The sequence below is a fragment of the Paenibacillus kribbensis genome, assembly GCF_002240415.1.
Classification (GTDB): domain Bacteria; phylum Bacillota; class Bacilli; order Paenibacillales; family Paenibacillaceae; genus Paenibacillus; species Paenibacillus kribbensis.
Genome location: NZ_CP020028.1, coordinates 3,110,316 through 3,124,083 on the forward strand (window position 1 = coordinate 3,110,316; position 13,768 = coordinate 3,124,083).

Below are 13,768 nucleotides of genomic sequence, written 5' to 3' on the forward strand. Positions count from 1 at the left end.
TGGAAAACACGTCGACAGACGTTTTTCTTAAGTTGCAATGGACATGGTGAGATAGACTCTGGCTCTGGATGTATGAGTATTTACATGGAATGAAATCGTTCTTGAATTATGCTAAGAGTTGCATCCTGGTGGTGGGTTAATTGTCGAATGGTTGCCGAGATGTTAATCATGTTGTGTACGTGGTGTATCGTGATGTGTGGGTTATTTAACTCTGTCTGAATCGTGGTTGTAGGGTATTGGTGCTGTATGATGCATGAGCTGCGGCAGCGTGGTTCAGGGCTGAGGATGCGGACAAAATATTTACGACTGCGCCTATCACTTCTTGCTCTTGTTCATGAATGAAAAAGTGATTGCCTTCGAACATTCGCACATCTATGGGCGATGAGGTGTGCTGCTGCCAGGCATGAAGTGAATCCGTGGTCACCTCATAATCCTTCATTCCGCCTAAAATGGTCATCGGACAGGCCAATGGATTCCCCGGTTGATAAACATATGTTTCGCACACCTTAAAATCCGCACGCAGACGGGGCATAATAATTTGCATTAACTCTGCATTTTGCAAGACTTCTTCGGGTGTTCCCTGCATCAAACGAAGCTCTTCGGTGAAAGGCTGATCTGCTAAATCATGGAGTTGTTTTTTGGAATACGGAAGATGTGGTGCGGATTTACCGGATGCGATGATATGGACAGGCAGTCTTCCGGTTTGGCTAGACAACTGCCGCGCTGTTTCAAATGCAATCAGTGCTCCCATGCTGTGTCCAAAAAAAGCAAACGGCTTATGTATGTACGGAGCCATAGCAGGAAGCAGCGAGTGCACGATGTCCTGAATAGTGTCCATTGGGGCTTCGGTTGAACGGCTTTCACGCCCCGGAAGCTGTACAGGTATAACAGTAATGTCGGGCGCAAGTCTAGACTTCCAGGAACTAAATATGGAAGCGCCACCACCGGCATAAGGGAAGCAAAATAGTTGGAGCTTCTCAGCCGGATGGACTGCGGTTTTCGCAAACCAAGATTGTAACCGGGTCGTCATGTGATTTTCCTCCATCCTCTATGCAGTTCAGGATTTTACAGTAAATCCTTATATCGCTTTTTTTCTTCCAACACTTTCTAGCTGTTTTTAAATATACAAACTTTAAAACCGCTTGACATGGGACAAAAGATCTAAATTGATAGCGTTCATAAAAATAAAACAAAATCCAGATTGTGCTATTTGTTTCAAGTCTTTAAAAGCAACAATTTCACTTTTGACATGAATCCCCTGCCCGTTCTAATCTGTTATTTTGATTTAAAACGAGCTTTCAGATTTTCATCAATTTTGTAAAATCAAAATTATTATGATTTTCAATAGAAGATGAAAGCCTTGTACTACAACGATTTTACCTTTACATGCCATTAACATAAATGTAACAAATTTCTCCTGATATCATCCGACAAAATCCGTCTTTTTTCGCAACCTCCTTCATCCCCCTATTTTATGGTATTAAATTTAATTCAGCTTGCATCAATCGAAATTAATAACTCTTTAATTTTCTAATAAACACTGGCATTTTGTAGTTCTATAGAACTAATTATCATGCAAATTTTTTTTGACTCTCCGCCTAAAAATTTCAGTTCAGATTGAATTTTTACTCCTCAGGCTATGAATTTTCTTTTCAAACTTTAATAGAAACGTTTTTATCCACCTGCAAAAGTGCCGATTTATAGCGAATTTATATTTTGGTTATGTCCCTTCTGCAATGGGCAAACAACCGGAAACACCAAAAAGCAAGTCTCCATATGGTAAGAGACTTGCTTTTTTCAAGCTTATTATGACTTGGTCTTTGATGTAGCTGTGAAGACTTAAGAGGAAGCCGCTGCAGCGAGCGTACCGGAAGCGTCTGCTGTATGGTGAATACTGCGCACAAAGCGAATCGTTTTCGTCTCCGAATGCATCACGACCGAATGCGTTTCCGCTCTGTGACCAGGGAGAGAACGAACCCCCTGTAACCACTCGCCAGGGGTCACACCAGTAGCCACAAACATCACACCTTGGCGGCCAACCATATCAGCCATGGACAGCAATGCTCCTGGGTCCGTAATGCCCATACGTTTGCAGCGCTCAAGCTCTTCTTCACCATGAGGCAGCAAACGCCCCTGGATTTCTCCGCCCATGCATTTCAATGCTGCCGCGGCCAACACACCCTCGGGAGCACCGCCGGAGCCGATATGCAAATCTACACCGCTATCCAGGCAAGTTTCAATCGCCCCCATCACATCTCCATGACCAAGCAGCTTGATTCGAACGCCGCTTTCCCGCAGAAGCTTGATGATTCCAGCATGACGTGAACGATCCAAAATGGATACTGTAAGATCGGGCAAGGATTTGCCAAGAATCCGTGCGGCTTTTGACAATGTAGTCGGGATCGGGTCATCCAGTGACAGCTTTCCAGCCAACGCCGGGCCAACAGCCATTTTTTGCATGTACATATCTGGAGCATGGAGCAAACTTCCACGAGGTGCAGCAGCAATGACCGAAAGAGCGTTGTTCAAACCGTTCGCCACCGTTTCGGTTCCCTCCAGCGGGTCAACAGCGATATCTATAGCCGGTCCTCTGCGATTGCCTACTCTTTCCCCGATATACAGCATGGGAGCCTCATCCATTTCTCCTTCGCCAATGACGACCGTACCGTCCATGGATACCGCATTAAAATGGGTGCGGATGGCTACCGTAGCCGCCTCGTCTGCGCTATTTTTATCCCCACGTCCTGTCCATCGCGCTGATTGCAGCGCTGCCGCCTCTGTTACCCGAACGAATTCCAATGCCAATTGACTCTCCATACCTATCCCTCCACCTCTCCTATATAATGATTACCCTACACCAAATCATTTTTTTAGAGCAGCTGTGCTGCTGTTTTATCTGTTTATCTATTTATATAATCTCCTATATCCTACGGCCGATCCTTATCTTTAGAGCAGTTTTACTGCCTTTTATATATTACACTCCAGTATCCTGTGGTTCATGTTTTCTCTATATAACAAAGTTACTGTGCTACTACAACATTCTGATAATCAGACCTGCTGTCTCTTCAATTGCTTTATCCGTGACATCAATGACCGGACAACTCAGTTCCTTGAACAAAGACTGCGCATACGCAATCTCCTCCTCCACCCGCGCCGATGTGGCATACTGCACATTGTTAGGAAGCCCCATAACCTTAAGCCGCTCACTGCGTATTTTTAACAGCAGCTCAGGCTGGATCGTCAACCCGAACACCCGACCGTGCTGTACATCCTTCAGCTGTGCAGGCGGTGTCAGCTCCGGTACAATCGGAATGTTGACTGTCTTATAACCTTTATGTGCCAGAAACATCGATAACGGGGTTTTGGAAATACGGGACACCCCAAGCAATACAATATCCGCTTTGAGAATGGCGCTCACATCTTTACCATCATCGTATTGAACCGCAAAATCCAAGGCTTCCACACGGCGAAAATAGTTGTCATCCATTCGATGCAGCAGACCGGGCTTCTCTTTGGGATCATTATGGAACGTGTCGGCAAATGCCTGCATCATCGGCCCCATAATATCTACCGCCCGCACATTCAGCCGGACAGCCTCCTCTTTCATCGCCTCTCTCAATTCCGGCTGAACCAGCGTATAAGCCACAAAACCTCTCCGCTCGGCGACCTCCTCCATCACCCGGCTCAACTCATCTTCATCCCTTACATTCATGAATCTTTTGATCTCTGTGTCCGGTAGCTCAAATTGGCGCATGGTCGCCTGTACGACAGCTTCTGCCGTCTCACCAATCGAGTCTGAACAGATCGCTATAAAATGACTGCTCGCCTGAACCATTCGATTCCTCCCATTAATCTTCTGCTACCATATCGAGCAACATTTTAATAATATTCGTCTTCGTAATGCGTCCCACGACCTTCCAGTGTTCGCCTGGTTTGTTGGAGTCGGACGGGACGACGACAGGCAGGCTGTCGATTTGGCGGGCAATAATTTTGCGCGCTGCTTCCAGAACGGTGTCCTCCGGGGAAACGGTGACAACATTCGCCTGACGGGTCATTACGAGACTGACAGGAATAGTCGCTGCATTCGGATTGCCTAACGTAACCTTGAGCAAATCCTTGCGGGAAGCTACACCCGCCAGATCCCCATCTTCATCGGTAACGATCAGATTGCTCACATTTTCCAAAAAAAGTGCCACCACAGCTTCCTGAATCGTTGTTGTTTCACGTACGATGACCGGAACCCCGTGAAGATCGCCAACCTTCATTTGCATAAGCCGGAATTTTTCCTCCCGGTTCGGCGTGCCCCGCTTTCCGACAAAATAGCCAACCTTGGGCTTCGCATCTATGTAATTTAGAATGCCCAGCTTGGATAGGTCGGTCCGAATGGTCGCCTTGCTGAGGTTGAGCATTTCCGCAATTTGATCACCGGTAATCGGGGCATGCTTTTGTACAATAGTTAAAATTTCCACTTGTCTTGCCGTAAGGTCGATGATGAACGCCCCTCCTTTTTTTCTTGTCATCTGATATTGAATATAATACGTCATATATATTTATAAATCAACCTATAAAAGCATATAAAACATCACATATATAAAATTAAGGCGGTTATTCATGCTTTTTTATCGTTTAAAACACTTATTCCACCCTAAAAAGCGGATACTTTCCACTATACTCTTCCGAGCAAGGTGGTAATATCCGCTTCCCTTATTCGTATCTTAAAGCATCTATTGGACGCAGCTTGGACGCCTTCCGCGCCGGATAGACTCCGAACAACACACCGACGCCCATACAGCACAGAAAAGAGTACAGCACCGGCTCCATCGAATACACAATCGGCATTTGGACGAATTTCTCGAGCAGCTTTGCGCCCCCAAGACCCGTCATCACGCCAACCAATCCACCCATCAGACTGAGAAAAACGGCCTCAGCCAGAAACTGAAGCATAATATCACTGCGCTGTGCACCAATCGCCTTGCGAATCCCAATCTCTCTCGTCCGTTCTGTAACAGACACCAGCATAATATTCATAATGCCAACACCGCCGACGCCGAGTGCAATCGCGGCCACACCAATCAGCAGCATATTCATAACCTTATCTACACCTGAAACCGTTTCAAGAATCTCCGTTTGGGTCGTAATTTGAAAATCATCCCCCTCCGCAGGCTTCAGTTCATGCCGTGCACGTAATGTCTGCTTGATTTCATCACGCGCCTGATCAATCTTCTCCTCCGTTGTCGCAGAAGCGTTGACCTGCTGGATGCTCATATTCCCCAGCCGTTCCATCCCCGTCGTGATCGGTATATACACCTGTTGCGAGCTATTATTCATACTGGAGTTAGAATTCGTTAGAACCCCGACCACCTTGAAAGGAAGTTGTTTGATCATGATCGTCTCACCGACCGCCTTGGAGGTGTCCGGCCCAAAAATATTTCGGGCCGCGTCGCTTCCCAGCACCACAACGTTCAACCGTTTATCCACTTCATAATGGGTAAACGACCTGCCCTGAGCAAGCGACAGCTTTTTCACATGGACAAAAGCCTGGGAAGTTGCTTCAATCTGTCCGCTGACCTTATTGCGACTCCACGTAATGTCCGCACTGGTCATAGCACTTGGAGCAACGTCGGCCACTGATTTTTGCTGCTCCAGTGCTTCAACATCCTCAAGCGAGATTCCTTTGGTCTGGCTAAAGGACATGGAGCTCGAACCATCATACGGAGCATAAGGGTAAATCATAAGCAAATTATTGCCCATACTGTTAATCTGCGACGTAATCGTAGCGGTAGAGCCTTTTCCAATCGCTACAATCGTGATTACAGCAGCCACTCCGATAATAATGCCCAGCATGGTTAGCAAGGATCGCAGCATATTGGTTCGCAAACTGTTCAGTGATACCCGGATAATTTCCCGAAATTTCATGCTTTCACTTCCTCTGCCGCCATTCTTCGTTTCTCGACAGGCTGATCCTCTTCAATCCGTCCGTCACGAAAATGAATCAGACGCTTGGCGTATTCCGCAACCTCCTGATCATGAGTAACCAGTACGACCGTTTTCCCCTGATCGTTCAGACGCTGAAAAATCCCCATAATTTCAACGCTTGTTTTGGAGTCCAATGCGCCTGTCGGTTCATCCGCCAAAAGAATAACCGGATTGTTCACAAGCGCGCGCGCAATGGATACCCGCTGCTGCTGACCGCCTGACAATTCGTTCGGCCTATTGTTCATCCGCTCGCCTAATCCTACGCTAGTGAGGGCCTCCATTGCCCGCAAGCGCCGCTCCTTGGCAGGAACACCCGCATAAATCATAGGCAGCTCCACATTCTCCAAAGCCGTTGCGCGCGGGAGCAAATGAAATTTTTGAAATACAAATCCGATTTTTTGATTACGTATAATGGCCAGTTCATCCTCACGGGCATCCAATATCGAATAACCGTCCAAATAAAATTGTCCCGATGTAGGCAAATCCAGACAGCCGATGACATTCATCATCGTTGATTTTCCTGATCCAGAAGGTCCCATAATGGCGACAAAATCACCGTCAGCAATGTCAAGCTGCACATCACGCAGGGCATGAATTTCCTGATCCCCGACCTGATACACCTTTTTCAGATTTTCAATTTGAATGACGTATCTCATAGCCTGTTAAAATCCTCCCTGCATGCCGCCCATGTTGGAAGGGTCCGGCGGTGCTTCAGGAGCCGGGATAACAATCGTGTCACCCTCTTTTACACCTGATTTCAGTTCAACCTGGTCCGGCGTATAAAATCCGAGCTCTACAGGCTTGAACGTCCGCGCACCCGGATTCGCAGGATTCGTAGCTAGATAGACCCCATCCTGTCCCCCTTCGGATCTCAGCGCAGTCGCAGGTACGAACAGTACATTTTTATGTACTCCCAAAATAACAGCCACATTCATAATCATACCCGTTTTAAGCTTCCCTTTCGGGTCATGAACGGACAGCTCCATCAGATACGTCGTCATCCCTTCATCTGTAGATGCTTCCGGTGAGACGAATTGCACCTTCCCCGGAAACGTTTCACCCGGATATGCATTGGTGGATAACACCGCCGAAAGGCCTTTTTTCACCTTGACAATGTCGGACTGGCTGACTTTCACTACCACCTTCAGATTGTTGGAATCCGAGTTGTTCATCACAATAAACGGAGCCGTCGGACTGGTCCCTACATCCCCGTTCACTTTTAGGATCACTCCATCCCACGGTGCTGTGACCTGAAGCTTGTTAAGCTCATTTTTTTTCTGCTCCAGCTCAGTCGCCAGTCTTCGAACCTCTATCCGTGAGGCTTGAATATTGGATGCATCAGCCGGAACCTGTGCCTTGCGAAGCTCAGCCATAGCCGTACGGTAACCGATTTCAGCCTCTGCGATGGTGCGGCGCTTTTGTGACATCATTTTGCGAAATTGTAGATCCAGACCATCGTAGTCTGTCTGTGCTTTATCCAGCGTTTGCTCTGCCTGCTCCAGTTCACTGCTCGATACTGCCCCGGCATCATGTAAAAACTTTTGATCTTCATATGCCTTCCGCGCCAGCTCCAACTGCTTTTGGGAAGTCTTCTTCTGACTTTCGGCTTCTTCCAGCTCAAATGATTCCTGCGCTGTATCGACAGCCATTTTGGCCCGAAGTACGTTTGTCTTCTGTATTTCAATATCCTCCGCCTTCGGCCCTTTTTCCAATTCAGCCAGCTTGGATTTGGATATTTCCAAATTATCAGATGCACTTTGAATCTGCATTTTTATTTCAGAGCTGTCCAGAAGCGCCAGTACCTGTCCTTTTTTTACCTTGTCCCCGGCCTTCACGTGTACCTCCGCCAGCTTGTTTTCACCTGCGCTCGTGAAGTTCAGCTTCACTTCCTTGGACGCTTGCACCGTGCCGGACGTATCCAGCTTCTCGCTTACATCCCCGCGCTCCACCTTAAGTGTCTCGTCCTGAACCAGTGGCGCAGCCTGCTCCTTGGGCAGATTCATGTATACTGTTGCTCCGCCCCCACCTACAACCAGCAGAACAATTGCAGTCCAGATCCACTTTTTTCTCCGTTTTCTCCGTAACTTGATTAAAGCATCATTTATAACCGTTTCTGCCAAAGCCTTTTCCTCCCTATGTGCTCCATGGCTTGTTCAACGTGTACTCATTCTGATTCAACTCAATCGCCAGTTCTTCCATTTGCCGCTCAATTTGTTCCACCTTCAACTGGCTGTTTTTGAGCTCCAGCTCAATAATTAAGCCTCTGGCCCACTTTTTGCGTGACAGCTCCAATCCCTCTTTGGCCGTAATCAGACTTTCTTCCAGTTGTACGTATTTTTTTTGATTGTCCTTGAACGTGGCATAGAGATTGCGAAGCGATTCGGCAAAATCCTTTTGTCCCTTGTCCAGCTCCTCCTTGGCGGTATCGACATCCAGCTTGGCCAGATCATAAGCGCCTGCACCGCTGTTAAAGTCGAAATATCTTACATTGAGCTCCGAAGTCTTGATGTTGTCTTCCAGCTTCCACAAGTTTGGATTCATATCCATCAGCTGTTGTATATGTACTTCAATATCCAGCTTCTCCGGTTCCTTGTATATAGGACGATCTACCAATTCATAGACTGACCCGTTCGGCTGTCCCATGAGGAAATTTAGAGCATCCCGTGCTTTCTGGAGCGCGGTTTTGCTCTGCTCTACGGTCTGTTGCGCCTGGCTTCTGGCCTGTACGCTCTCGTTTTTCGCATACTCGGACAGCTTCCCGCGGGCAAACTTGGCAAGTGCAATCTTTTCCTCCGCCTGTGCAATTTCAAGCGCTTCCAGATCATTTTTCACCTGATTCTCTGCTACAAATACGCTTTGATAGGTTTTCATCGCATTAAAATAAAGCTGGTCTTTGGCGTACAGAGCCTGCTTTTTGCTAGCTAAATAAGATAACGTCGATGAATTATAATTTCTCCAGGATGCTTCATCGCCAACATATTCACCTTCTATCAAATCAAGATAGGCATTTCCCAAGTCCTTTTCCGCATTCTTAAACTCAATTCTGCGACGCTCCACATCGCGCTCGGTGGAACGCGTGTTGTAGTTGTTGGTCTGTGCCCATTCCACTGCCTGCTTAAGCGTCAATGTAGGCAAAGCCTGACCCGTTGTGGATGCTGTCTTTGAGGTCACTGCAGATGAAGCACCTGACGTATTCGATGCTGTACTTGTTGCTGTACTTGTTGCTGTACTTCCCGATGCACTGTCGGCTTGTACGGTCGAAACCAGACCTGCTGATAATGACAATACAAGCAGCGTGGCGGCCGCTTTTTGCTTCATTGATGAATTTCTCCCCTTTCCGTACATGATTCGCATCATTCAATTGCATTCGACATAAATTTCCACATCTATCCGCAATCTATTGTACTTTCCGGTTTATGTGGGTACAAGGTGTAAAAACAATACATTTTTGTAACCTTTACTTTCATGCCACTCGTCCCCAAAGCTCTTCATATCTATGAGAAATATCAGAATCAGTCTGTTTTTACCTGAACTTTACCTAATTTTCAGCTAATCTTAAGGAAAACAACAGAATCTATTAAGGTTGGGGACATATACTAGAGAAAGAATAACAGCCGCTCACTAGGAGGGTTAATAGATGATAAAAGAATCTCGCATGACAACTGCGAACGAACCGTCTGATTTGTGGATGACCCGTTTTTTACGTGAATCGGAACAGCAAAAGATGCAACTGATCCGGGAAGCGCGAAAAAATAACGATATACCGCTGATGAACAGCATTTCCTTTCATCTTGCCCAACGGAATCAGCAGCACCTAATTGGATAAGCCGTTAGGCGAATTTAAAGCTATATATGAACGGGCATCCTCATCTGCCTGCATGATGTGTGCTAGATTAAAAAGAACCGGGACAAATCGATAGTTTGATTTGTCCCGGTTCTTTTGTTATGATCCAATCTTTGCTGTTCCTCGCCTACTCTTCGATCTCCGCTGGCGGATTATAAAGATATTGATCCAGCGGGATGCGTCCGTTTGCATTAAAACATATGCCCTCTTCCTCCAAATACAGACGCTGCAGCGATGCTGATCCGTCCTCCTGCAAAGCAATCTCGCCCAAGCGGTTGACTACTCTATGCCAGGGAAGCCGGTGTTTCTGGCTTAGTGAATGCAAAATGCGTACCACCTGTCTGGCCCCTCTCGGGCTGCCAGCTTCTGCTGCAATTTGCCCATAGGTCATTACTTTCCCCTCAGGAATCAGCAATATAATTTGAAGCACACGGGCAGTGAAAGGCTGCATATTCTGATCCTCCTGCATTACTATTGCTTTTTCTATGATTATATCACCCCCGTTATCCCAAATGTAAACTCAGAATCCGTTCAGACCCTGTCTTTTTAAATCCTGCGCCACCAAACGTGCCAGCTCCCTTGCACCTGCAAAGTTCGGATGAAGAGAGTCACCATTCATATACAGGGCGAGCGTAGCCTCTTTGCCAATAGAAGTAAAATAAGCTGAGCTAAGTACGTTCAAATCAACCAAAGGCGTTTGTTCCTCTTGAGCCAGTGCCAAAATAGCACTTCTATACCATCTATGCTCAGCGTTGTGTACATTGTTAGCATTAAAGTCCGTGGCTCGGCCTTGCGGTGTTGACAGGATGACTGTCGCCCCCTTCGCCTTAACCTGACGGATCATATCCCGCATCCAGTCCTTAAACTCCGCTTCACTTTCATTATGCTTGGGATTGGTATCATTAATGCCTAGCTGGAGAATGAAATAATCCCCGGGCTTAATATATTTGACAATGGCCTCCAACTGTCCGTCCTGATGGAAGCCCCTAGCAATTTGACCGCCTGACGCCATGTTGCGGATCTGAAAAGTATTGGGGTTCACAAACGCTGGCAACAGTTGTCCCCATCCGGCCTGTACACTACTATTTAGCGGATAATAGTTACATACAGTAGAATCTCCGCCGATATAAATCGTTCGATTGGTAACCGGATTACCAGACAATTGCTTGATTTCCAATGCACTGAGTGTAAAGGCTGCACCCTCTTTGCCTTCGGTGACCAGCAGGTTCAGCTGTCCATCTGTTACTGGAATTTGGAAGCGATCCTTCGCCCCATTTCCTGTCATATTAATGACCTGATACACGCCCTCAGCGGCAATACTCGAACGAGAGGTATTTCCTAACGTAACCGACACCTCATACAGTCCGGGAGGAAGATCAACATCAAAGGTGTTTTCACTTTTCGTTCCGGTAGCCAGAAACTGTACCGCATCACTAGCCACTCCAGCCCCAGAGGCACTGACATTGCGCATGTTCTCGGGGGTACGGAAGCCATAGCCGCGTGCCTTATCGTAGGACAGCGAAGCACTCACTCCGGTATAGCCCGCTTCGACCGTGCCTCCCCCAAAATCAAACTTATACTCGCCTGCGGCTGCATACGCGGGGGCAGCTATGCCCAAACCCGGTGCACCCCATAAAAAAGCAGCTAAAAGCATACCTGTCAAACCTTTTTTCCACTTCAATCTTCATTCCTCCTCCAGAATTTAAATTGTACTAAATGAACCTTTCAAACTCTGTTGTAAGCGTATACATAAAATTTTTCTATCTAGATACAGGTTTGTACCTATTTGATTTCTATGCAATAGAAAAGCAGCTTATTCGTTGCAAATTGTAATCAAAAAAGCTTCGCAGACACATCTGCGAAGCTACGTGAATCAAAATTCCTTATTTCACAATTACTGTAATCAGTCGCAACATTAGTCTCCAACCAAAATACCGTCGAAGCTCTCTGGACCTACCCGTATCGTACCCGCCAGGTTCGAAGAAACAAAAGCTGTATAAGTCAATTGTGGTGTAATCGGCGGGTTGAAATCATCTGCCGAGAACGTAATAACCTGTGGAGCCAATACACTTAAGCTGAACGTAGACGTTGCCGAATAAACGAGAGGATCGGTTGGCAACGTACCTCTTACAATGGTGATTGTAATTCCTACTAAAGCAAGCGGAAGTTGAAGTGAAATGGTGCCTTTAAGCAGAACCCGTGGCGTACCTGTTATTCCCAGTGTGTTTAATCCGATCTGCCCAAACAATTGAGGCGTATTCAAAACAGTGATCGGAATGAAAATGGAGTTTGCAAATGAAGCGTTTTGAGATGTTCTTCCATCAATAAATGTTCCCATGGTTTTCCCCCCTCTCTCGATCAGACACTAATAGACTATGAAAAAAATCGTTTTGTGCTTGGACTATATCACTTGTAAAACACACAACTTCTGATGAATAGGGGAATGTGCAGCTCTTTCTCTGGTCCTATGAATACACTAAATCAGCACGGGGAAAGAAGGAACATTAGAAGCACCTCCCGTCAGAACTAATGCGACAGGAACCGCCGAATTCTTAATTTCTTAACAAATGTTAAGAAGTTGATAAGCGTTTCTTAAGCCCTACCCTTTCGGATTGTTAAGAACTTTATCTTTTAATAGAAAGAGTTCAATAAGATCCAGTTCACGGCCGAAAGGAAATGAAGCTTATGAAGCATACAAACAAGGAAAAAATTCCCGAATTGCAATTAGTTAGAGCCATGGCGATTGTAGCCGTTATTATGGTCCACGCCACTTCCTATGCAACAGTTCAACTTACAGATTCCAGCCTTTATGTTGTATATAATGCGCTCAATGTGCTGATGAAGTATGGTACACCTGTATTTATCGCGCTAAGCAGCATGGTGCTGTTCTACAACTATAAGGATCGTCCGATGAGACGACAGCTATTAATCCGCTTTTATAAGCAGAGATTGCTGTATATTCTCTTGCCTTACTTTATGTTCTCTCTGTTTTATTTTGTCCTTTCTCTCATGGCTGGCAGCTCCGAACCGTTGAATATAGCCGCGCTTGCGGAAAGCTTTGCTTTGAAGCTGGCGACAGGTAAAGCGTATACGCATTTATACTATATTTTTATCATGATGCAATTCTATCTTGCATTTCCACTCGTGCTGTGGATGTTCCAGCGTTATCGGTATATTCCGCAATGGTCTATCGTCATGGGTCTGCTGGTACAGTGGTCATTTGTAATTGGCAACAAATTTCTATTTCAGGTTCAAAACAAAGGTAGCTGGGCGCTGTCTTATATGGCCTGCTACATGCTGGGCGCTGCTCTTGGCTACTATTATCCGCAGCTCCGAACGTGGTTCCTGATGCGCAAGGGGGAACGAAGTTTTGCCGGGGTGCTGTCATGGATCGGAGTTTGGGCCGTATGGTTGATTTCAGCTACCGTGCATGTCTACATGTGGTACGAAAGCAGAATATACGGAACTTCCTACAATTCGCTGATTTTTGAGCTTATGTACAATATGTACAGCCTGTCCAGTACGCTGGTATTGCTACAAGTTTCCTTTTCAATGTATAGACGGCAACATTCCTTTGTCATTCGCAAGCTGGAACGTCTGGGCACCCTGTCCTTTGATGTGTATCTGATTCATCCGTTCTTCCTGCTGCTGTATCGGCAGTTTTCGCCACACATCGGTTCACCGCAGCTCATTCATATGTGGTACGCCGGAGGCTTTTTCTTTGCGCTTCTTTGCTCCTGGCTCGTCGTGTCGGTGACTACCCGTTTCCTGCCATTTGCATGGATTTTGTTCGGTCAGCTGCCGGGAATACGGAAAAGCCCATTCAAACAGGCAGACTGTATCTCTTCACCCGAAACGATATTGTCCAAAGGCTGATGACGCGAGACAAACGGTCAACTTTGATATCAGTTTATTTGTAAGAATATAGATACCGCATTTGTGGTAATG

General features: G+C 46.4%; 13 protein-coding genes. 2 read left to right on the forward strand and 11 right to left on the reverse strand.

Translation table 11 applies throughout. From position 1 onward, the window contains the following. Nucleotides 1-205: 205 nt before the first annotated feature. The 8 genes from B4V02_RS13750 to B4V02_RS13785 form a co-directional block, all read right to left on the reverse strand. On the reverse strand, nucleotides 206-1,030 hold the full coding sequence (locus B4V02_RS13750) for a thioesterase II family protein (RefSeq protein WP_094155232.1): 825 nt from the start codon (nucleotides 1,028-1,030) through the stop codon (nucleotides 206-208). An 809-nt stretch (nucleotides 1,031-1,839) separates the two neighbouring features. Beyond that, on the reverse strand, nucleotides 1,840-2,817 hold the full coding sequence (gene glpX, locus B4V02_RS13755; protein ID WP_094155233.1) for a class II fructose-bisphosphatase: 978 nt from the start codon (nucleotides 2,815-2,817) through the stop codon (nucleotides 1,840-1,842). Between the two features lie 214 nt (nucleotides 2,818-3,031). Beyond that, on the reverse strand, nucleotides 3,032-3,835 hold the full coding sequence (locus B4V02_RS13760) for a pyruvate, water dikinase regulatory protein (RefSeq protein ID WP_007430347.1): 804 nt from the start codon (nucleotides 3,833-3,835) through the stop codon (nucleotides 3,032-3,034). Nucleotides 3,836-3,848: 13 nt separating this feature from the next. Continuing rightward, nucleotides 3,849-4,520 carry a helix-turn-helix transcriptional regulator gene (locus B4V02_RS13765; RefSeq protein WP_094157010.1) on the reverse strand — a complete coding sequence of 224 codons (672 nt, stop codon included), beginning with the start codon at nucleotides 4,518-4,520 and terminating at the stop codon, nucleotides 3,849-3,851. Nucleotides 4,521-4,704: 184 nt separating this feature from the next. Continuing rightward, complete coding sequence (locus tag B4V02_RS13770; protein WP_094155234.1) at nucleotides 4,705-5,916, reverse strand: ABC transporter permease; 1,212 nt, start codon at nucleotides 5,914-5,916, stop codon at nucleotides 4,705-4,707. After that, nucleotides 5,913-6,632: an ABC transporter ATP-binding protein gene (locus B4V02_RS13775; RefSeq protein ID WP_007430344.1), complete on the reverse strand. Its 720-nt coding sequence runs from the start codon at nucleotides 6,630-6,632 to the stop codon at nucleotides 5,913-5,915. The genes B4V02_RS13770 and B4V02_RS13775 overlap by 4 nt, the downstream gene beginning before the upstream one ends. 6 nt (nucleotides 6,633-6,638) lie before the next feature. Continuing rightward, nucleotides 6,639-8,096 (reverse strand): efflux RND transporter periplasmic adaptor subunit, encoded by a 1,458-nt coding sequence (locus B4V02_RS13780; RefSeq protein ID WP_094155235.1) that lies wholly within the window; start codon nucleotides 8,094-8,096, stop codon nucleotides 6,639-6,641. 13 nt (nucleotides 8,097-8,109) lie between these two features. Continuing rightward, complete coding sequence (locus B4V02_RS13785; RefSeq protein ID WP_094155236.1) at nucleotides 8,110-9,294, reverse strand: TolC family protein; 1,185 nt, start codon at nucleotides 9,292-9,294, stop codon at nucleotides 8,110-8,112. Between the two features lie 319 nt (nucleotides 9,295-9,613). On the opposite strand from B4V02_RS13785, the gene B4V02_RS13790 reads away from it, so the two are divergent. Further along, entirely contained in the window at nucleotides 9,614-9,802 is a 189-nt protein-coding gene (locus B4V02_RS13790; protein ID WP_007430340.1) for a hypothetical protein, read from the forward strand. 145 nt (nucleotides 9,803-9,947) lie between these two features. Here the strand turns inward: B4V02_RS13790 and B4V02_RS13795 are convergent, their stop codons facing one another. The 3 genes from B4V02_RS13795 to B4V02_RS13805 form a co-directional block, all read right to left on the reverse strand. Beyond that, nucleotides 9,948-10,271, reverse strand: a complete 324-nt coding sequence (locus B4V02_RS13795) for an MGMT family protein (protein WP_094155237.1) — start codon at nucleotides 10,269-10,271, stop codon at nucleotides 9,948-9,950. A 69-nt stretch (nucleotides 10,272-10,340) separates the two neighbouring features. After that, complete coding sequence (locus tag B4V02_RS13800; protein WP_094155238.1) at nucleotides 10,341-11,501, reverse strand: rhamnogalacturonan acetylesterase; 1,161 nt, start codon at nucleotides 11,499-11,501, stop codon at nucleotides 10,341-10,343. 234 nt (nucleotides 11,502-11,735) lie between these two features. Continuing rightward, on the reverse strand, nucleotides 11,736-12,158 hold the full coding sequence (locus B4V02_RS13805; protein WP_094155239.1) for a hypothetical protein: 423 nt from the start codon (nucleotides 12,156-12,158) through the stop codon (nucleotides 11,736-11,738). A 347-nt stretch (nucleotides 12,159-12,505) separates the two neighbouring features. Here B4V02_RS13805 and B4V02_RS13810 point away from each other — a divergent pair, with 347 nt between their 5' ends. Continuing rightward, the gene (locus B4V02_RS13810; RefSeq protein ID WP_094155240.1) at nucleotides 12,506-13,696 is read left to right on the forward strand and encodes an acyltransferase; all 1,191 of its coding nucleotides are present in this window, start codon (nucleotides 12,506-12,508) and stop codon (nucleotides 13,694-13,696) included. Nucleotides 13,697-13,768: the final 72 nt, after the last annotated feature.